Origin of the sequence: Ornithinimicrobium humiphilum (assembly GCF_006716885.1) — a bacterium.
GTDB classification, from domain to species: Bacteria; Actinomycetota; Actinomycetes; order Actinomycetales; family Dermatophilaceae; genus Ornithinicoccus; species Ornithinicoccus humiphilus.
Genome location: NZ_VFPU01000001.1, coordinates 323,241 through 342,486, shown reverse-complemented (window position 1 = coordinate 342,486; position 19,246 = coordinate 323,241). Strand labels below are relative to the sequence as shown.

Annotated in this window: 17 protein-coding genes; 5 read left to right on the top strand and 12 right to left on the bottom strand. The window is 73.4% G+C overall.

From position 1 onward, the window contains the following. The first annotated feature begins 58 nt into the window (after positions 1-58). On the top strand, positions 59-685 hold the full coding sequence (locus FB476_RS01545) for a transcriptional regulator (protein WP_141817225.1): 627 nt from the start codon (positions 59-61) through the stop codon (positions 683-685). On the opposite strand, the gene FB476_RS01540 is transcribed toward FB476_RS01545, so the two are convergent. The 7 genes from FB476_RS01540 to clpB all read right to left on the bottom strand — a co-directional run bounded on the left by FB476_RS01540 (position 682) and on the right by clpB (position 10,125). Further along, positions 682-2,463, bottom strand: a complete 1,782-nt coding sequence (locus FB476_RS01540) for an MFS transporter (RefSeq protein ID WP_141817224.1) — start codon at positions 2,461-2,463, stop codon at positions 682-684. The two genes, FB476_RS01545 and FB476_RS01540, sit on opposite strands and share 4 nt — an antisense overlap. A 1-nt stretch (position 2,464) precedes the next feature. Then, on the bottom strand, positions 2,465-3,175 hold the full coding sequence (locus FB476_RS01535) for an LppX_LprAFG lipoprotein (protein WP_141817223.1): 711 nt from the start codon (positions 3,173-3,175) through the stop codon (positions 2,465-2,467). 54 nt (positions 3,176-3,229) lie between these two features. After that, a complete protein-coding gene (pstB, locus tag FB476_RS01530) occupies positions 3,230-4,009 on the bottom strand; it encodes a phosphate ABC transporter ATP-binding protein PstB (RefSeq protein WP_141817222.1) in 780 nt (259 codons plus the stop codon). Between the two features lie 20 nt (positions 4,010-4,029). Further along, positions 4,030-5,187, bottom strand: coding sequence for a phosphate ABC transporter permease PstA (gene pstA, locus FB476_RS01525; protein WP_141817221.1), 1,158 nt, complete (start codon positions 5,185-5,187; stop codon positions 4,030-4,032). Beyond that, a complete protein-coding gene (gene pstC, locus FB476_RS01520; RefSeq protein ID WP_141817220.1) occupies positions 5,187-6,128 on the bottom strand; it encodes a phosphate ABC transporter permease subunit PstC in 942 nt (313 codons plus the stop codon). The genes pstA and pstC overlap by 1 nt, the downstream gene beginning before the upstream one ends. 94 nt (positions 6,129-6,222) lie before the next feature. Next, a complete protein-coding gene (gene pstS / locus FB476_RS01515) occupies positions 6,223-7,326 on the bottom strand; it encodes a phosphate ABC transporter substrate-binding protein PstS (protein ID WP_141817219.1) in 1,104 nt (367 codons plus the stop codon). Positions 7,327-7,554: 228 nt separating this feature from the next. Next, entirely contained in the window at positions 7,555-10,125 is a 2,571-nt protein-coding gene (gene clpB, locus FB476_RS01510; RefSeq protein ID WP_141817218.1) for an ATP-dependent chaperone ClpB, read from the bottom strand. A 246-nt stretch (positions 10,126-10,371) separates the two neighbouring features. Here clpB and FB476_RS01505 point away from each other — a divergent pair, with 246 nt between their 5' ends. Continuing rightward, the gene (locus FB476_RS01505) at positions 10,372-11,409 is read left to right on the top strand and encodes a M14 family zinc carboxypeptidase (protein ID WP_170233492.1); all 1,038 of its coding nucleotides are present in this window, start codon (positions 10,372-10,374) and stop codon (positions 11,407-11,409) included. Positions 11,410-11,480: 71 nt separating this feature from the next. Here the strand turns inward: FB476_RS01505 and zupT are convergent, their stop codons facing one another. After that, entirely contained in the window at positions 11,481-12,275 is a 795-nt protein-coding gene (gene zupT, locus FB476_RS01500; protein WP_170233491.1) for a zinc transporter ZupT, read from the bottom strand. Between the two features lie 164 nt (positions 12,276-12,439). On the opposite strand from zupT, the gene FB476_RS01495 reads away from it, so the two are divergent. Then, positions 12,440-13,555 carry a hypothetical protein gene (locus FB476_RS01495; RefSeq protein WP_141817215.1) on the top strand — a complete coding sequence of 372 codons (1,116 nt, stop codon included), beginning with the start codon at positions 12,440-12,442 and terminating at the stop codon, positions 13,553-13,555. Positions 13,556-13,601: 46 nt separating this feature from the next. Further along, positions 13,602-14,120, top strand: a complete 519-nt coding sequence (locus FB476_RS01490; protein ID WP_141817214.1) for an O-acetyl-ADP-ribose deacetylase — start codon at positions 13,602-13,604, stop codon at positions 14,118-14,120. A 42-nt stretch (positions 14,121-14,162) separates the two neighbouring features. On the opposite strand, the gene FB476_RS01485 is transcribed toward FB476_RS01490, so the two are convergent. Further along, positions 14,163-15,674, bottom strand: coding sequence for a CYTH and CHAD domain-containing protein (locus FB476_RS01485; RefSeq protein WP_141817213.1), 1,512 nt, complete (start codon positions 15,672-15,674; stop codon positions 14,163-14,165). A 44-nt stretch (positions 15,675-15,718) separates the two neighbouring features. Continuing rightward, positions 15,719-16,021: a ribonuclease E inhibitor RraB gene (locus FB476_RS01480; RefSeq protein WP_141817212.1), complete on the bottom strand. Its 303-nt coding sequence runs from the start codon at positions 16,019-16,021 to the stop codon at positions 15,719-15,721. A 108-nt stretch (positions 16,022-16,129) separates the two neighbouring features. On the opposite strand from FB476_RS01480, the gene FB476_RS01475 reads away from it, so the two are divergent. Further along, on the top strand, positions 16,130-16,708 hold the full coding sequence (locus FB476_RS01475; protein WP_141817211.1) for a GNAT family N-acetyltransferase: 579 nt from the start codon (positions 16,130-16,132) through the stop codon (positions 16,706-16,708). Here FB476_RS01475 and FB476_RS01470 read toward each other — a convergent pair. After that, positions 16,695-17,945 carry an MFS transporter gene (locus FB476_RS01470; protein ID WP_141817210.1) on the bottom strand — a complete coding sequence of 417 codons (1,251 nt, stop codon included), beginning with the start codon at positions 17,943-17,945 and terminating at the stop codon, positions 16,695-16,697. The genes FB476_RS01475 and FB476_RS01470 overlap by 14 nt on opposite strands. Beyond that, positions 17,932-19,041: an ATP-binding protein gene (locus FB476_RS01465; protein WP_141817209.1), complete on the bottom strand. Its 1,110-nt coding sequence runs from the start codon at positions 19,039-19,041 to the stop codon at positions 17,932-17,934. Before FB476_RS01465 ends, FB476_RS01470 begins: the two co-directional genes overlap by 14 nt. Positions 19,042-19,246: the final 205 nt, after the last annotated feature.

The window sequence follows — 19,246 nt, the reverse complement described above, 5'->3', positions numbered from 1 at the left end:
CCGTGCGGGCGCGGCCGGACCGGGGGCGGGCGCGACGACCGCCGCCTAGGGTGACGGTATGTCGTCGCACGCCCTGCTCTCGGTCCACGGAGTGCGCGTCCTCGGCCACGCGAGCGCCCGGGAGGTCGCCGCGCTCTACGACCTGGACGCCGCCGAGGTCGAGGAGCACCTGCTCGACGCCGAGGCCAGGGGGCACGTCCGGCGGCCGGCCTTCGTGCCGAGCAGCCGGTGGTCGGTGACCGACCTCGGCCGCGAGCACGGCGAGCGGCTCCTCGCCGAGGAGCTGGACGGGCTCGGCGTGCGGGAGCAGGTCGCCGAGGGGCATCGGCGGTTCGTGCCCCTCAACCGTCGCCTCGGCCCGCTGATGACGAGGTGGCAGCTCCGGCCCACCGCGGACGACCCGCTCGCGGCCAACGACCACACCGACCACCGCTACGACGACCGTGTGCTCCGCGAGCTCGACCGGCTGGCGCAGGTGCTGGGCGAGGTCACCGCCGGGCTGCGGACGGCCCTGCCCAGGCTGGGCGTGCACCAGCCGCGCGTCGACGTCGCCGTGGCGAGCGCCGTCGCCGGTGACCTGCGCTGGGTCGACTCCCCGGAGGTCGCGTCGGTGAACCTCGTCTGGATCCAGCTGCACGAGGACCTGCTCGCCACGCTGGGCCTGCAGCGGGGCGAGGACGTCTAGCGCGCCGCGTCCTCCGCGGACGCGTGGGCGACCGGCCGCAACCCCAGGCCCAGCGCGACGACCGCGGCGAGCGCCGCGCACACTCCGGCCCCCGTCAGGACGGTCTGCACCTGGACGACGGCGGCGTCCAGCAGGGCCTCGGTGTCGGTCGGGTCGGGCAGCGTGGCGACCTCGAGGTGGAAGCGTCGCAGCCCCCACGAGGTGAGCAGCGCCAGGCCGACGACCATCCCGACCATCCGGGCCACCACGACGAGCGAGCTGACCGTGCCGTGCCCGTCCTCGCGCGCGTCCGCGAGCGCGGCGTCGTTGACCGGCGCGATGGCCAGCCCGACGCCGAGCCCGGCCCCGACGAGCGGGACGGTGGTCGCGACCAGCTCGTCCAGCGACCCGCGGTCCCAGCGGGCCATGGCCAGGATCGAGACGGCGGCCAGGGCCAGCCCGGGCGCGGCGACGACCGCCGGTCCGAGCCGCCGCAGCAGCCATCCGCCGAGCACCGCCCCGACGGGCACCGCGACGAGGAAGCGCACCAGCACGAGCGCCGCGTCGGTCTCGTCCGTGTCCTGCACCAGCCGCGAGAGCAGCGGCACGTCCACCACGACGGCGACGATGGCCGCGCCGACGAGCACGCTCGTGCCCAGGGCCGGCCAGACGCGGCGCCGCACCACCCCGGGCGGCACCAGCGGCGAGGCGGCCGTGCGCTGGCGCACGAGGAAGGCGACCGTCGCCAGCGCCGCCACCGGCAGCAGCCACAGGCCCCACTCCCCCAGCACCTCGGTCTCGGGGTCGGCGGTGCTGAAGGTGAGCACCACCGCGCCCAGCGCGACCGCGACGAAGGTGGCACCGAGCAGGTCGGCGCGCAGGAGCAGAGGCAGCCAGCGGCGGGGCGTGACGACGGCGAGGACCAGCCACGCCGCGCCGGCCGCCAGGCCGATCGGCGTCAGCACCCGTGAGCCGGAGGTCGGGTCGAGGGGCACGAACGGCCCGCCCAGCGCGATCGAGCGGGTCAGCGGCTCGGGCGCCCAGAGGGTGAGCGTCGTCAGCACCGCGGCCACCCCCGTCAGCAGGTATGCCGTGCCGCGGGCCAGGCGGTGGCTGCCCGCTCCCCGGGGCGCGGCTCGCCCGCCGGGCGTGACGTCGTCCTCGGTCCGGGCGTCGGGCCCGTCCCCCTCGACGCGCAGCACCGCGATCGCCGCGAGGCACCCCAGTCCGAGCACGACGTTGAGCCAGAAGATCTCGCGCCAGCTCGCGACCGCGAGCACGAGGGCGCCGAGCAGCGGGCCCAGCACCGAGCCCAGCTCCTGGACCGCGCCGACGACGCCCAGTGGCATGCCCCGGCGGCCCGGGGGCCACAGGTCGGCGACGAGGGCGAGGGTGGCCGGGACCAGGCCGCCACCGCCCAGGCCCTGCAGGAAGCGCCCGCCGACCATGACCGGCAGCTCGACCGCGGCGGCGGTGATCGCGGAACCGACGACGAAGACGACCAGGCACCAGAGCAGGATCCGGCGCCGGTCGACGAGGTCGGAGAGCCGGCCGATGAGTGGCAGCACCGCGACGTAGCCGAGGAGGAAGCCGGAGATGATCGGCGTCGCCCGCTGCAGCGACTCGATGCCGACCCCGACGCCGGCCATCATGTCGGTCAGCGCGAGCACGACGACGTAGGTGTCGGCCGCGGCGAGCGCGACCGCGAGCGCGGCGACGGCGAGCAGCCACCGGGCCCGGCCCGCGACCGTCCGCGCGCGGCCCTCCGGGGGCGCGTCGGCCCCTCCCCTCGAGGTCACGTCAGGGGCGGGTGACGGTGACCGGCGCGCCGTAGGCGTCGAGGGTCACCGTGTAGGTCGAGGTCGCGGGCGGGTAGAAGGGACCGGTGATCTCGACGGTGCGCACCTGCCAGTCGTCCTCGACCAGGCCGTAGGTGACGTCGTAGGAGGCGGCGGCGTCGCCGACCTGCAGCAGCTCGGTCACGGCCTCGCCGGGGATGGTGCCGGTGATCTCCTGCACCGTCTCGGCCCCTTCGCGGGCGCGCTCGCCGAACTGCGCGTCCTCGGTCAGGGGCAGCAGCCCCACGAGGCCGGCCTCCGGGTCGAAGAGCGAGGCCGGGTCGGGCACGCCGAGGTCGGCCGGGTCGGTCCTGACGTGCGAGGGGGCGAAGGGCAGCTTGACCCACAGCTCCCCGTCGACCGCGACGGTGGGCACGTCGGCCTGGATGCCCGCGAGCTTGGCGGTGATGGTGCCGTCGAAGGCGGGCGGGTCCATCGTGCCGTCGCCCTCGGCGCTGATGATGTAGCTCTTCTCGTCCTCGGGCAGCTCGCTGCCGGTCAGCACGAGGTGCACCGTGCCGGCCTCGACCAGGACGGTGCGCGCCTGCTCGAGGCGGTCGGCCGCCGAGGGCGCCTCGCTCGACGTCGCCTCGTCGTCGCCACCGCTGCAGGCGGCGAGCAGGAGGGCCGCGCCCAGCGAGAGCGCAGCCACGGACCGCCCCGGAGATCTCATGCGGTCAGTATGTCGTGCCGCCACACCCTCGGGTGGGACCCGCGGCGCCGCCGCTCAGCCGAAGCGGCCGGAGATGTAGTCCTCGGTGGCCTTCTGGCTGGGGTTGTTGAAGATCGTCTGGGTGGTGTCGAACTCCACGAGCTGGCCCGGCTGCCCGGTGGCCTTGAGGTTGAAGAAGCCGGTCTTGTCCGAGACACGGGCGGCCTGCTGCATGTTGTGGGTCACGATGACGACCGTGTAGTCGGACTTGAGGTCGTTGATGAGGTCCTCGATCGCCAGCGTCGAGATCGGGTCCAGGGCCGAGCAGGGCTCGTCCATGAGGATGACCTCGGGCTGGATCGCGATGGCGCGGGCGATGCAGAGCCGCTGCTGCTGGCCGCCCGAGAGGCCCGAGCCGGGCTTGTCGAGGCGGTCCTTGACCTCGTTCCACAGGTTGGCGCCGCGCAGCGCGCGCTCGGTGAGCTCGTCCGCGGCCTTCGAGGAGATGCGCCTGGCGTTGAGGCGCACGCCGGCCAGCACGTTCTCCTTGATCGACATCGTCGGGAAGGGGTTGGGGCGCTGGAAGACCATGCCCACCTGGCGGCGCACGTCGACCGGGTCGACGTTCTTGCCGTAGAGGTTCTTGCCGTCGATGAGCACCTCGCCCTCGACACGGGCGCCGGGGATCACCTCGTGCATCCGGTTGAGGGTGCGCAGGAAGGTGGACTTGCCGCAGCCCGAGGGGCCGATGAAGGCGGTGACGGTGCGGGGCTCGATGGTCATCGAGACACCCTTCACGGCGAGGAAGTCGCCGTAGTAGATGTCGAGGTCCTTGACGTCGATTCGCTTGGACATGGGGTCGGGTCTCCTGGGGGTCAGCGGCCGGACTTGGGCGCGAAGATCGTGGCGATGAGGCGCGCCAGCAGGTTGAGGGCGACGACGATGAGCACGAGCAGCAGCGCCGCGGCCCACGCGCGCTCCAGGCTGGGGTCGCGCACCGCGGGGCTCAGCGGCTTGGTGAACATCGAGTAGGCGTAGACCGCCAGGGTGTTCATCGGGCCGGCGAGGGCGTCGAGGTTGAGGGCACGGGCGTAGCCGACCGCGACGAGCAACGGGGCCGTCTCGCCGATGACGCGGGCGATCGCCAGCGTGATGCCCGAGGCCAGGCCGGAGGCCGCCGTCGGCAGCACGACCTTGGCGATCGTGCGCCACTTGGGCACCCCGAGGGCGAGGGCGGCCTCGCGCAGCTCGTTGGGCACGATCCGCAGCATCTCCTCGGAGTTGCGGACCACCGTCGGGATCATCAGCACCGACAGCGCCACGGCCCCGGCGATGCCCATCTTGGCGTCGCGCGGCCCGAAGATCTGCACGAAGAGGGCGAAGGCGAACAGGCCGGCGACGATCGAGGGGATCCCGGTCATGACGTCGACGAAGAACCGGATCCAGCGCGCGAGCCGGCTCTTCGCGCCGTACTCGACGATGTAGATCGAGGTGAACAGCCCGATCGGCACCGAGATCAGGGTGGCCAGCCCGGTGATGACCAGCGTGCCGACGATCGCGTGGTAGGCACCGCCCACGAACGGCCCGGTGCCCTCGACGTAGTCCTGGTCGTGCAGGCCGGTGACGCCGTTCATCGTCTGGTTGAGGAAGGAGGGGTTGAACGCCCGCGCGGCCCCCTCCGAGACGACCGTCCACAGCAGCGAGGCCAGGGGCACGATCGCGCAGACGAAGGCGAAGTAGATCAGCGCCCGCAGCACCTGGTCGACGGCGACCCGGGGGCCACCGAGGGTGCGGTAGACGGCATACACGGAGACGAGGTAGACGACGAAGGCGAGCACGAGCGCCAGGGCGACGTGCACGTCGAGCGCCAGCCGCAGCACGAGCGCGACGACCACGGCGACGCCGGCGAGCAGCAGCGCGGGCCGGTTGGTCGTGGGCCGCACGCGCGAGAGGACGACCCCGTCGACGTCCTCGAGGCGGGAGGGCCGGGGCGGGTCCTGGGTGCCGGTCGGGGGCGTGGTCAGCGTGCTCATCAGTTGGCTCCCGAGAAGGCGGCGCGGCGGTCCACGATCCACCGGGCGAAGAGGTTGACGGCGAGGGTGATGACGAAGAGCACCAGGCCGGCCGCGATGAGCTCGGAGAGCCGCAGCCCGGACGCCTCGGGGAAGTTGAGCGCGATCTCGGCGGGGATGGTCACGTTGCCCGAGCCGATGAGGTTCCAGGTGAAGGCGCCGGGCGAGAGGATGATCGCGACCGCCATCGTCTCGCCGAGCGCGCGGCCCAGGCCGAGCATCGTCCCTCCGATGACGCCGGGCATCCCGAAGGGGATCACCGCGGTGCGGATCATCTCCCACTTGGTCGCGCCGAGCGCCAGCGCCGCCTCCTCGTGCAGCCGCGGCGTCTGCAGGAAGACCTCGCGGGAGACCGAGGTGATGATCGGCAGGATCATCACGGCCAGCACGATCGAGGCGGTCAGCAGCGTGCGCCCGGAGGCGGAGGCGTCGGCGAAGAGCGGGATCCAGCCGAGGTTGGCCTCGAGCCAGGCGTAGAGGGGGCCCAGCCGCGGCGCGAAGACCGCCATGCCCCACATCCCGAAGACCACCGAGGGCACCGCGGCGAGCAGGTCGATGACGAAGCCGACCGCCCGCCCGAGCCGCCGTGGGGCGTAGTGGGAGACGAAGAGTGCGATGCCGATGGCGATCGGGGTGGCGATGACCATCGCGATGACCGAGGCCACCACCGTGCCGAAGACCATCGGCCAGATGTAGGCCCACAGCCCGCGGCCGCCGGTGATGTCCTCGCCGGGGGCGGTGAGGGCGGGCAGGGCCTCCAGGACGAGGAAGACAGCGACGCCGGCCAGGACCAGCAGGATCAGGACGGCGGAGCCGAGCGAGGCACCGCCGAAGAGGACGTCGCCCGGGCGACGCACCGCCGAGCCGCGGGTCCGCGGGCTCGACGTGGCAGGGGCGTTCATGAGCTTCCTCCGGGGGACGTGGGACGGGAGGGGCGGGGCACGCCGGAGCCGGCGGTCGTCGGGGACGACCGCCGGCCGGCGCGGGGACGGGCGGTCAGCGTCCGTCCCCCGAGATGGTGTCGACGAGGCTCAGGGCCTGCTCGCGCAGGTCCGCCGAGATCGGGGCCGAGCCGGCCGCCCTCGCGGCGACGTCCTGACCCTCCTCGGAGACGACGTAGGACAGGAAGTCCTTGACCGCGGCGGCGCGCTCCGGGTCGTCGTAGGCCGAGCAGGCGATGTGATAGCTCACCAGGACGATCGGGTAGGCGCCCGACTCGGTGGTGTCGCGGGCCAGCTCGAGGGCCAGGTCGCCCTCCACGCCGGTGTCGGCCGGCTCCGAGGCGTCGACCACCTTGGCCGCGGCCTCCGGGGAGAACTCGACGAACTCCTCCCCCACACCGATGGCGGCGGCCTGACCCGTGACGGCGGAGGCGTCGGCATACCCGATGGCGCCGGGGGTGCGGGTGACGACGTCGACGACACCGGTCGTCTGGGCGGCGGCCTCGCCGCCGCTGACCGGCCAGCTCTTGCCGGGCTCGTGCGGCCAGGCCTCGGGCGCGACCTCGTGGAGGTACTCGGTGAAGTTCTCGGTGGTGCCCGAGTCGTCGGAGCGGTTGACGACGGTGATGTCGAGGGCGGGCAGGTCGGCGTCGGGGTTGTCGGCCACGATCGCCGGGTCGTCCCAGCTGGTGATCTGCTGGTCGAAGATCTGCGCCAGCACCTCGGGGCGCAGGTTGAGCCGGTCGACGCCCTCGAGGTTGTAGGGGATCGCCACCGGGGAGATGTAGACGGGCAGGTGGATCGCGCCCTGCGGGCCGCAGACCTCGGTCACCTTCTGCCGCTCCTCCTCGTCGAGGTAAGCGTCGGAACCGGCGAAGTCGGTGGCGCCGGCGATGAGGTTCTCGCGCCCGCCGCCGGAGCCGATGGAGTCGTACTGCACGGTGACGCCGGGCTGGACCTTCTGGTAGCCCGCGATCCAGGCGGTCATCGCCGACTCCTGGGAGGAGGCGCCGGAGGCCTTGACGTCGCCGGTGAGGTCGCCGGCCTCGGCGGCGCCCGCCGTCAGGCCGGCGGTGGGGTTGTCGTTGCCGCAGGCGGCGAGGAGCAGTCCGGCGGCTGTCGCGAGAGCGACGACCGTCCCGGGGTGGTGCAGCTTCACAGTGGAACCTCTCTGGGGGTTGCTTCGTGGGGGTGCACCGGCCTGCGCAGACCGGTGCGGGTCCGGCAGCGCTGCCAGGACGAACGTAGGGAGCCCAGGTGACCCCGAGGGTCGGCCAGGGTGAACTCCTCGTGAACGAGCGCCGAACCTCCGGGCACGCCGACGGCCCGGCCCTCACCAGAAGGACCGGGCCGTCGGGGTGGTGCAGGACCTGCCGGAGGTATGCCGTCAGGCCAGGGTCAGACCGTCCGCACCCTCGGAGGGGTCCACGTCGACCGTGACCCGCTGCCCGTCGCGGACCTCGCCCGCGAGCAGGGCCCGCGCGAGCCGGTCGCCGATCTCGGTCTGCACCAGGCGACGCAGCGGTCGGGCACCGTAGGCCGGGTCGTAGCCGCGCTCGGCGAGCCAGGCCGTGGCCGCCTCGGTGACGTCGAGCTCGATGCGCCGGTCGGCCAGGCGGGCGGCCAGCTGCCTGACCTGCAGCCCGACGATGACGGCGAGCTCGTCGCGGGTGAGCGCGTCGAAGACCACGATCTCGTCGAGCCGGTTGAGGAACTCCGGCTTGAACGCCTGCCGCACCGTCGCCATGACCTGCTCCCGGCGGGCCACCGGGTCCAGCGTCAGGTCGACGAGGAACTGGCTGCCCAGGTTGGAGGTCATCACGAGGATCACGTTGCGGAAGTCCACCGTGCGGCCCTGGCCGTCGGTGAGACGACCGTCGTCGAGCACCTGCAGCAGGATGTCGAAGGTCTCGGGGTGGGCCTTCTCGACCTCGTCGAGCAGGACGACCGAGTAGGGCCGGCGACGGACCGCCTCGGTCAGCTGACCGCCCTCGTCGTAGCCGACGTAGCCGGGCGGGGCGCCGATGAGCCGGGCCACGGCGTGCCGCTCGGAGTACTCCGACATGTCGATGCGGATCATCGCCCGCTCGTCGTCGAAGAGGAAGTCCGCGAGCGCCTTGGCCAGCTCGGTCTTGCCGACACCCGTGGGTCCGAGGAAGAGGAAGCTGCCGGTCGGCCGGTCGGGGTCGGAGATGCCGGCCCGGGCACGGCGCACCGCGTCGCTGACCGCGCGCACGGCGTCGCGCTGACCGATGAGGCGCTCACCGATGACCTGCTCCATCCGGAGCAGCTTCTCGGTCTCGCCCTCGAGGAGGCGACCGGCCGGGATGCCGGTCCAGGCGGAGATGACGTCGGCGATGTCGTCGGCGCCGACCTCCTCCTTGACCATCGGACCCTCGCCGCGGGAGTGGGCGGCCTCGCTCTCGACCGCGGCCGTCAGCTCGGCCTCGGCGGCCGGGATCTCGCCGTAGAGCAGGCGCGAGGCGGCCTCGTAGTCGCCCTGGCGCTGCAGCCGCTCGGCCTGCGTGCGCAGGTCGTCGAGGCGGGCCTTGAGCTCACCGACCCGGTTGAGGTCGGCCTTCTCGGCCTCCCACCGCGCGGTGAGCGCGGCCAGCTGCTCGCGCTTGTCGGCCAGGTCGGCGCGCAGCCGCTCCAGCCGCTGGCGCGAGGCCTCGTCCTCCTCGCGCTGGAGGTGCATCTCCTCCATCGTCAGGCGGTCGACCTGGCGCTGCAGCTCGTCGATCTCGACCGGCGAGGAGTCGATCTCCATGCGCAGCCGCGAGGCGGCCTCGTCGACGAGGTCGATGGCCTTGTCCGGCAGCTGCCGGCCGGTGATGTAGCGGTGCGACAGGGTCGCGGCCGCGACGAGGGCCGAGTCGGCGATGGCGACCTTGTGGTGCGCCTCGTAGCGCTCCTTGAGGCCGCGCAGGATCGCGATCGTGTCCTCGACCGAGGGCTCGCCGACGAAGACCTGCTGGAAGCGGCGCTCCAGGGCGGCATCCTTCTCGATGTTCTCCCGGTACTCGTCGAGCGTGGTCGCGCCGACCATCCGCAGCTCACCCCGGGCGAGCAGCGGCTTGAGCATGTTGCCGGCGTCCATCGAGGAGTCGCCGGACGCGCCGGCCCCCACGACGGTGTGCAGCTCGTCGATGAAGGTGATGACCTGACCCTCGCTGGCGCGGATCTCGCCCAGGACGGCCTTGAGCCGCTCCTCGAACTCGCCGCGGTACTTGGCACCGGCGACCATCGCGCCCAGGTCGAGCGAGATGAGCGTCTTGCCGCGCAGCGACTCGGGCACGTCGCCCGCGACGATGCGTTGGGCCAGCCCCTCGACCACGGCGGTCTTGCCGACGCCAGGCTCGCCGATGAGGACCGGGTTGTTCTTGGTCCGGCGCGAGAGCACCTGCACGACGCGCCGGATCTCGGCGTCGCGCCCGATGACCGGGTCCAGCTTGCCCTCGCGAGCCATGGCGGTGAGGTCGGTGCCGTACTTGCCGAGGGCGTCGAAGGTGGCCTCGGGGTCGGCGGTGTCGACCTTCTTGCCACCGCGCAGGGTGGGGATGCGCTCCTCGATCGCCCGGGCGTCGAGGCCCGGGAACTGCCCGGTCCGGGCGATGCCCAGCAGCAGGTGGTCGGTCGACACGAAGCTGTCGCCCATCGTGGCCATGGCGTCCTGCGCGTCCTTCACGACCGTGTGGAGGGCGCGGGAGAAACCGGGATTGCCGACGGTGGAGCCGCTGGCGCTCGGCAGGGAGCGCAGCGCAGCCTCGGCCGCCTGCAGCGCGGTGGCGGCGGAGGTGCCGGTCGCGTCGAGCAGCGGCCCGGTGGTGGTGTCGGTCTGCTGCACCAGCGCGCGCAGCAGGTGCGCCGGCTCGACCTGCGGATGACCCGCGGCGGCGGCGTCACGGACGGCGGTGGACAGGGCCTCCTGGGCCTTGGTCGTCAGGGACAGATCCATGGGTTACCTCGTCTGTCGTGCAGGGTGGATCGGGACTCTGAGCAGTACAACCTCGTCAAAGTTGAGTCTATTCCGCTCAACTCTTTCGCGCTACCACTGTGCCTCGTCCGACGACCTGCCACTCCGGCACCCCGGACACGCCCGTCTCCCCCGCCTGCTCTTGCTGACAATGGTCTGATGTACTACGTGTTCCCGGCAGCGACGCCGGCTCGGGGATCACTCTTCAACGTCGAAGGAGTAGTTTTCGTGCGCAAGCGCCTTCCCCTCGCCCTGGCTGCGGCCGGCAGCCTGCTCGCTGCGGGCCTCATCACCACCACCCCGGCCGTCGCCGAGCCGACCATGAACCCGGGCGGTCCCTGCCTGCAGGAGAACCAGACCGTCATGCGGTCCAGCGTCCCGGACTACCGGGCCATGGAGCGCCAGCTGCTCAACATCGAGAAGAACAGCAAGGGCCGCGTCAAGGTCGCCAGCGCCGGCAAGTCCGGCGAGGGTCGTGAGCTCTACTACGCCACCCTCGGCACTGGCGACACCGTGATCTGGCTGCAGGCCCGCATCCACGGCAACGAGCTGCACTCCACCGAGTCGGTCCTGCAGATCCTGCAGGAGCTGGGCAGCAGCGGCAGCCCGTCGGTCAAGCAGATCCTCTCCGAGCTGACCATCGTCGCCATCCCGATGTACAACCCGGACGGCGCCGAGGCCAACATCCGCCAGAGCACCACCCCCAACCGCCAGGACCTCAACCGCGACTGGGAGCGGTTCACCCAGCCGGAGTCCGAGGCGTTCTGGCACCTCTTCGTCGAGAAGGCCCCGAGCATCGCGCTCGACCTGCACCACATGGGCCAGGCGCCGCGCGTGGCCGGCACCGACGACCTCAACCAGTTCCAGATCGGCGCGCACTCGGTCGACCCGAGCCGCATGTCGGCGGACCAGTGGAAGCTGGCCCGTCAGCTGTCCGAGGTCAGCATCGACGCCATCTCGGGCTACGGCCAGACCCACGTCGCCAAGTACCCGTACATCGACATCACCGGTGGCGTCATCTCCCGCATGATCCTGGGCGGCACCGCCCCGGACGGCTTCAGCCCGAGCATGCAGAAGAACGTCGACGCGGCGATCTTCTACGAGGTGCGCAGCGTGGGTCAGAAGAGCAACGGCTACCTGGAGCAGCTCTTCACCCGTCCGGTGATGGCCGTGCTCAAGGCCGCCGCCGACGGCAGCCTCTACTCCTCCGACTGGTCGGACTACGACAGGCTCAGCTACGCGACCAACGCCCCCTGCGGCGCCTGATCACCGACTCCTGGGCGAGGGGCACCGGGCCGTCGGGCCGGTGCCCCTCGTCACGTCCGGGGCTCGTCGCGTCAGGAGGTCGGTGCCGCCAGCAGCACCAGGCTCAGCGCCATGACCACCGCGCCGAGGAAGAAGCCCACGAGGGACTGGCTGTAGTGCGTCTCGTAGCGGCGGGCGGCCGGCAGCAGCTCCAGGAAGCTGACGGCGAGCATCATCCCGGCCACGAGGGCCAGGGAGAGGACCACCCACTCCTCGGGGAGCAGCGTCTGCAGCAGCAGGAAGCCGACGATCGCCCCGAAGGGCTCGGCCAGGCCGGACAACGTCGCCCAGACGAGCGCGCGGGCGCGGCTGCCGGTCGCGGCGTAGATCGGGGCCGCCACCGCCAGCCCCTCGGGCACGTTGTGGATCGCGATCGCGACCGCCAGCGCGATGCCGCCCGTGGGCTGCTGCAGGGTGGCGACGAAGGTCGCCAGCCCCTCGGGGAGGTTGTGGAGGGTGACGACACCGGCCAGCAGGATCCCGCTGCGCAGCAGCCGGCCGTCCACCGCCGCCGCGTCCTCGCCCTCGAGGTCGGCGAGGTTCACGTCGTGAGGGATGGCCCGGTCGATGCCCAGCACCACGAGGGCGCCGAGCAGCAGCGCTCCCCCGACCCAGACCAGCGCGCCGCGCTGGCCGACGACCTCCGCGAGCGAGCGCACGGCGACGGGCGCGATCTCGACGACCGAGATCGTGATCATCAGGCCGGCCGCGAAGGCCAGCGAGGCCGCGAGCGCGTCGCGGCGCAGCAGCTGCCGCTGCGTGCCGAGCCAGCCGCCCACGACCGTCGACAGGCCCGCGAGCAGCGCGACGACGAAGGCGAGCGTCACGGCATACCCCCTCGTCACGGTCGGTGCGGCGCCGGGACCGGCGCGGTCGCTGCGATTGTGCCCCAGTGCGGCGCGGTTCGGCAGCGATCCCGATCCTGACCTAGGATGCTGGAGGCACACGGGGGGGCGCGCTGCCGTCCCCGCGGACGACGGGAGGGGATGCGGTGCGAGCTCGGGTCTGGGGTGCGCTGGCTGCGGTGTCGGCGCTGACGGCGGCGTGCGGCGGGGACGGGGGCGGCGGCCTCGCGAGCGGTGAGGACTACTCGGTCCTCGGGGCCCTGGGCGAGCTGCCCGCGTCGATGGCCGACGACGGCGAGGTGCGGATCTACACCGCCGACCTGACGGCCGCGACCGAGGCGGCCGAGCTCGAGCGCCCGACCTCCGTGGAGGAGGACGCGCTCGTGGACTGGATCGGGACGCTCGAGGGCTTCGGCGTCGAGCCCGGCGGTGGGCAGGTCTTCGTCCCGATGGCGCCGGTCTTCAACGTCAACCACCTGAGACGGCACGAGGGGTTCGCCGAGGAGCTCGGCTGGTCGCTGCTCGACGTCGACTCGGTGGTCGAGGTGCGCTCGGGGCCGGGATCCTTCGCGGTGGTCGCGGGCGACTTCGCCGACTCCGCCCCCGCCGGGGACGAGCGCACCGAGGGCGTGCGGTCGGTCGGGAGCGGTGAGGACCTGCAGGTGAACGTCGACGACACCTCCGACGCGCGACCCAGCGGGGTGCCGCTGCACCAGGCGCGCGAGGAGGGGCGCATCGCCGTGACCACGACCCCGGCCGCAGCCCAGGACTGGCTCGCCGGGCAGGAGGAGACGCTCGCCGACGACGAGCCGCTCGCCGCGGCGGCCCGCGCGCTCGACGACGCCGACGTGCTGTCGGCGATGCTGTTCACGGGGACCTTCCTGGACCTGGAGACGGCCGTGGCCGGCTCGGTCGTCGTCGACGCGGACGTCGAGGGACTGGTCGACCTGGTGCCCGCCGACCCCTTCTCGGCCGTCGGCGTGGGCTGGGGCCTCGACGACGCCGGGACGGCGGAGATCACCCTCGCCTACGTCTTCGACGACGACGCTGCCGCCGAGGCCGCTGTCGCCCCGCTGGAGCGGCAGTTCGCCGAGGCCCGCACCCTCTTCATGGGCCAGTCCCTGGAGGACCTGCTGACCCCCACCGAGGTCGTGGCCGACGGCCCGGTGACCGTGGTGACCGCGTCGATCCCGCGCGGGAGCTCGCCCGGCGTCGTGCAGAGCCTGCTGGAGATCCCCGACCTGCCCTTCGTCCACCGCTGAGCCGGATCGCCGCGCGCGATCCCAGCCAGGTGCGAGGCTGAGCGGTATGGAGATCAGCTGCGTCCGGGGCGACATCACCACCCAGCAGGTCGACGCGGTCGTCAACGCCGCCAACTCCTCCCTGCTGGGCGGCGGCGGGGTCGACGGAGCCATCCACCGCGCGGCGGGACCCGAGCTGCTGGCCGAGTGCCGGAGGCTGCGCGAGACGTCGTGGCCGGAGGGTCTGCCCACGGGTGAGGCCGTGGCGACCGCCGCCGGGCGCCTGCCGGCCCGATGGGTGGTGCACACGGTCGGACCCGACAGGCGCCGCGGCCAGCGAGACCCGCAGCTGCTCGCCTCGTGCTTCCGGCGGAGCCTGCAGGTGGCCGACGAGCTGGGGGCTCGGTCGGTGGCGCTGCCGGCGGTGAGCGCGGGCGTCTACGGCTGGGACCGCGAGGAGGTCGCGGACGTGGCCGTCGCGACGGTGCGCGGGCTCGACGGGACGCTCACGTCGGTCGAGGAGGTGCGCTTCGTGCTCTTCGGCGCCGACGTGCTGACGGCCTTCGAGCGGGCGCTGGACGCCTGAGACCGTCCGCGGTCCGCTCACGGACGACGCTCCCGCGGGCGTTCAGCCGAGCGGCACGTCCGCGTCCAGCGCCTCGGCGAGCGCGTGCAGACCACCGGCGATGCGTTCCCCCGACCGGGTGGCGGTCTCGCGGCCGACGAGCACCCCGTAGGTGAAGGTCGGCTCCCCCGCCTCCTCCGCCGCGCGGGCCAGCGACGTGAGCTCGGCCTCCGCCACGACCGAGTCCTGCACCTGGCCCAGCTCCTCGGTGACCCGCTCCCAGCGGGCGGCGGCCTCGGCGGCGCGGGCGCCGAAGGACGGTGCCAGGGCCTCGTAGGCGTAGCGGACGGCCTTGGCACGCTTGCGCGCCTCGTGCAGCTGGTGCAGCTGCTCGGCCCCCGTCGATGCGCTCGCGAGGGCCGCGGTCGCGCTGGCCCGGTCGACGGCCCTCGCCACCTGGGTCGGCAGGACGGCGTCCGCCGGGCGGTGCGCCCGCCCGCGCCAGGGCGGTTCGGCGAGCAGCTCGACGAGGCGGTCGGCGAGCTCGCGGTAGCGCTCCGAGTCGAGCACCCCGACCAGCTCGGCACGGGCCCGGGTGTGCCGCTCGTCCAGGCTGGTCCGCACGCGCTCGCGGACCGGGCCGACGACCTCGTCCTGCGCCTCGAGGGCGGTGAGGATGCGGTCGCGCACGACCTCGGCGTCCCTGGGCGCGCCCAGCGCCCCGGCGAACCACCGCACCTCCTCCCGGAGGGGGTCGGTCACGTCGCGGTGCAGCAGACGACGGAAGGTGCGCAGGGCGCTGCGCAGGCGGCGGGTGGCCACCCGGGCCTTGTGCACCGCGTCGGGGGCGTCGGCGCGCAGGTCGTCCTCGCGGCCGAGGATCCCCGCCACCTGCTCGGCCAGGTAGGTGTGGACCACGTCGGCGGCGGGCCCTTCGGGCGACGGGGCCTCGCCGCGGGCGGCCCGCTCGGGCCGGTCACCGAGCGCCCGGGCCAGCTTGGAGGGGCTCGTCGCCGGCCGCACCCCCTGACGGGCGAAGACCTCGGCGACCGCGTCGAGGAAGGCGACGTCGCCGTCCACGAGCTCGACCTCCAGCTCGCGCCAGCTCTCGCCCCCGGGCAGCGCCGTGACGGCGTCGTCGCACATCTCGGCGAGGACGTGTCCCGGGTCCTCGGGGTCGGTCAGGTCGAGCTGGAGCCGGACCGTCCGCAGCACCGCGACGGGCAGCAGGACGCCAAGGACGCCCTCGGGCCAGGCGTGGCCCAGCGCGGACCGCAGCTCGGCGACCAGCTCCGCGGGCACCCGGGTGCGGCCGGGCCCGTCGACCAGCGGCGCGTGGACCTCCAGCCGGGAGCCGTCCGGCCGCGGCAGTTTGAGGTGCCAGCCGGCGTCCGTGCCGCCCTCGCGCCGCCGGAGCGTGATCCGGTGGCGCACCAGGAGCAGATCCCGGGTGTCCAGGTAGACCGCCCGCAACGCGTGCGCGCGCACCGGCCCGGTGCGGGCCAGGTCGCCCGGAGAAGGCAGCGGGTCCTGCCTGCCCAGGGCGAACTTGAGCTCGGTCTCGACCTGCTTCATACGCCCTCCGGGCCGTGGGTGGGGGGTGTGCCGCGCCGTGCCGGTCAGGGGGCCGGGACGTCACCGGGCTGGTCGTACCAGCCGTCGTGCTCGCGGGCGAGGGCGGCGAAGCGGCGGCGCAGGCCCTCGTAGGCGGCGTCACCGGCGAGGTCCGGAAGCCGCGTGTCGACGACGTGGACCGCCCACTCGGCGTCCTCGTCGTCCTCCTCGGTCCGGGCCGCCTCGCGCAGCACGCGCACGTGCTCGAAACCCTCCTCGCGCAGCTCCTCGGCGATCTCCTCCGCGATCTCGCGGTCGGGCAGGATGAGGAGGTGCTCGCTGCCGGTGTGGAGGGGCTCGGTGCTCACGTGACCAAGGGTAGACAGTGGCGGGCCCACGGGGCGCCGGGGCGCGCGGTGCCGGGTGGACGGGTCCGGCCGTCGAAAGCCGGTTGACGGGCCGGTGAGGATGGGGCCATGACGGACTTCACGACGACGCCCACGTTGACCGGCGACCTCGTCGTCCTGCGTCCTGCCGGACGGGCGGACGCCCCGCGCCTGCACGAGCTGCTCGGCGACCCCGAGGTCTCCCGGCTGACCGGTTCGGTGCACGCCACGGAGGAGCTGACGGCCGTGCCGTGGACGGTGGAGGAGCTGGAGGAGATCTACGAACGCTGGGCCCGCGCCGACGACCGCGTCGTCTGGGTCGTGGTCGAGCGGTCGAGCGGCACCGTCGTCGGCGAGGCCCTGCTGCTGGACCACGACCCCGAAAATCGGTCGTGCGGCTTCCGCGTCTGGCTCAGCGGGGCGCGTGACCGTGGGCTGGGCACCGAGGCGACCCGGCTGGCCGTCGGGCACGCCTTCGACGGGCTGGGGCTGCACCGGGTGCAGCTGGAGGTCTACGACTTCAACCCCCGGGCGCGACGGGTCTACGAGAAGGTCGGCTTCGTGCACGAGGGCACGCAGCGAGAGGCGCTGCTCTTCGACGGCGAGTGGATCGACGCGCACGTCATGGGCATCCTCGAGCAGGACTGGCGGGCGCTCACCGGTCGCTGAGCCGCGCTGGGCCCGGCGGCGTCAGCGGCTCCGGTGCCCGCAGCCAGGGCAACGCCCCGAGGACGCAGACCAGGCCGGTGACGAGGAAGGCCGTGGGGAAGCCGGCGCGGTCGGCCACGAGGCCGATGAGCACGGGGCCGACGATCGCCCCGCCGTCCTGGGCCATCTGGAAGGCCGAGAGCACCGGGCCGCCGTTGCGGTCGGACCCGACGACGTCGGCCACCGCGGCCTGCTGCGCCGGGTTGACCAGCCCCGCCCCGACGCCGGAGACGAGCGAGAGGGCGAGAAGCGCGACGAGACCGGTGGTCGTGCCCAGCGTGGTGGTCAGCCCGAGCACGCCCATGGAGACGCCGATGACGAGCAGCCCGGTCAGCACGAGCGGCCGCCGCCCGACCCGGTCGGCGAGCCGCCCGGAGAACTGCAGGGTCGCCGCCGTCCCGACGGCCCCCACGGCCAGCACCGCCCCGGCCACCCAGGGCCGGTCGAGCACGGCGATCGCGAGCAATGGCAGCACCGCCATCCGCACGCCGAAGTTGGCCCAGCCGTTGGCGACCGCCGCGCAGAGGACGGCCCGGTAGACCGGCGACGCCCAGGCCTCGGCCAGCCGCATCACGGGACGGTCGGCGGCGTCGGGCGCGGGGCGCAGCCGTGCCCCGCCCAGACCCACGGCCACCACCGCGGCCGCGAGGAGCAGAGCGACGCCATACACGACGAACGGGGCGCGCAGCCCCCACCCGGCGAGCAGCCCGCCCAGCAGCGGACCGACCATGCCACCGATGAGGAAGGAGGAGCCGTAGGCGGAGGAGACACGGCCGCGGGCCTGCGGCGGGGCGAGGCGCACGAGCAACGCCATGGCCGAGATCGTGAACATCGTCGAGCCCACGCCGCCGAGACCGCGGAAGAGCAGCAGCTGGCCGTAGGACTGGGCGAAGGCGGTGGCGAAGGACGACGCCGCGACGACGAGCAGGCCGGTGAGGTAGACCGGTCGCTCGCCCAGACGGGAGACGAGCAACCCGCCGGCCGGGGCGAAGACGAGCCGGAAGAAGGCGAAGGCCGAGACGATGACGGAGGCCGCGGCGACGCCGACGTCGAAGGACCGGGCGTAGGCGGGCAGCACCGGCGAGACGATCCCGAAGCCGACGGCGATGACGAAGGCCGCACCGACGAGGATCCAGATCTCGCGCGGGATCGGTGGCCTCGTGGCGGTCGCGGCGGTGGAGCGCTCAGCCTCGGGCACGGAGGTGCTCGCGCAGGTAGGGAAGGGTGAAGTCGACGTAGCCGTGGCCCGCGGGCTGGACGAGTTCGCGGTCGATGAGGCGGGCGCGGTAGACGTTCTGCTGCTGCATGGGCACGCCCATCCGCTCGGCGACCGTGCGCGTCGAGGCCGGACCGTCGTCGACCGCCATGGCCCGCAGGTAGCGGCGCTGGCCCTCCGGGAGCGGACCGATCGCGGGGGCGTGGACGAGGCGGCCCATGCGCTCGATCACCAGCGGCAGCGTGCGCTCCACGTCGTCGGCGGTGATCTCCTCCCGCTGCGGGTCGACCCGCCACGCGTGGTAGCCGACGAGCTGCAGCAGGTAGGGATAGCCGTGGACGACCTCGACGTAGCGGTCGAGGGCGGGCTCCCCGATGGTGCGACCGGCGTCCACGACGGTGGCCCGCGCGGCGGTGCGGACGTCGTCGTCGGTGAGCGTCGCGAGGTGGATGCGCTCGGCCCGGCGCAGGAAGGTGGTGCCGGCCTGGCGCAGCAGGCTGTCGATGCCGGTCGGCAGGCCCGCGGCGGCGAAGGCCACCTCGCGGTCGTCGCGGACCAGGTGCTGGTAGGTCGCGGCGAACCGGCCGACGACGTCGGGCCTGGCCGCCTGGACCTCGTCGAGCGTGAAGAGCAGACCGGTCTCGTGCTCGGCGAGCAGGTCGAGCAGGCGACCGAGCAGCTGGGCGAGCGAGTGCCGCACGGGATAACGGTCGTCGACCTCGGTCGTGATGCTGCCGACCGGGCCGATGCCGCCACCGGTCACGCGTCGGCGGACGGCCGTGGCGTCGTGCTCGGCGAGCAGGGCGGGGATCGTGGAGCTCTCCAGCTCGCCGAGCAGGTCGTCGCCCTCGGGCAGCCGGACCACGAGCCAGCCGCGGGTGCGGGCGATGTCCTCGAGCTCGTTGAGGACGACCGTCTTGCCCATCCCCCGGGCTCCGCTGACGAGCAGCGAGCGCAGCGGCGAGCCGGGCCCCTCGTCGAGGGCGACGTCGAAGTCCGAGAGCAGGTCCTCACGCCCGGCGAGCACGCGCGGGGACACCCCGAAGCTGGGGCGGAAGGGGTTGGCACCGCTCACCATGGCAGTCCTCCTCTCGGTCGGTCTCGGTCGGTGGGGAAGGGGTCCACGCTAGGGACGACCACCGACGGACCTGGAGCGACGTTACACCTGTTACATTTCAGATGGTTTGTTACATCTGTTATATGTAGGCGCCGCCGCAGGCATGCGAGTGCCCCACCTACGTCGGCGATCTCGCGGATCGGCCGATGCAACCGGGGCACTCGCC

Excerpts from the sequence above, each read along its gene's own strand:
- FB476_RS01535 (WP_141817223.1), bottom strand. The coding sequence starts at position 3,175 with ATGAGATCTCCGGGGCGGTCCGTGGCTGCGCTCTCGCTGGGCGCGGCC.
- pstA (WP_141817221.1), bottom strand. The coding sequence starts at position 5,187 with ATGAGCACGCTGACCACGCCCCCGACCGGCACCCAGGACCCGCCCCGG.
- FB476_RS01465 (WP_141817209.1), bottom strand. The coding sequence starts at position 19,041 with ATGGTGAGCGGTGCCAACCCCTTCCGCCCCAGCTTCGGGGTGTCCCCG.
- clpB (WP_141817218.1), bottom strand. The coding sequence starts at position 10,125 with ATGGATCTGTCCCTGACGACCAAGGCCCAGGAGGCCCTGTCCACCGCC.
- FB476_RS01475 (WP_141817211.1), top strand. The coding sequence starts at position 16,130 with ATGACGGACTTCACGACGACGCCCACGTTGACCGGCGACCTCGTCGTC.
- FB476_RS01485 (WP_141817213.1), bottom strand. The coding sequence starts at position 15,674 with ATGAAGCAGGTCGAGACCGAGCTCAAGTTCGCCCTGGGCAGGCAGGAC.
- pstC (WP_141817220.1), bottom strand. The coding sequence starts at position 6,128 with ATGAACGCCCCTGCCACGTCGAGCCCGCGGACCCGCGGCTCGGCGGTG.
- pstB (WP_141817222.1), bottom strand. The coding sequence starts at position 4,009 with ATGTCCAAGCGAATCGACGTCAAGGACCTCGACATCTACTACGGCGAC.
- FB476_RS01490 (WP_141817214.1), top strand. The coding sequence starts at position 13,602 with ATGGAGATCAGCTGCGTCCGGGGCGACATCACCACCCAGCAGGTCGAC.
- FB476_RS01545 (WP_141817225.1), top strand. The coding sequence starts at position 59 with ATGTCGTCGCACGCCCTGCTCTCGGTCCACGGAGTGCGCGTCCTCGGC.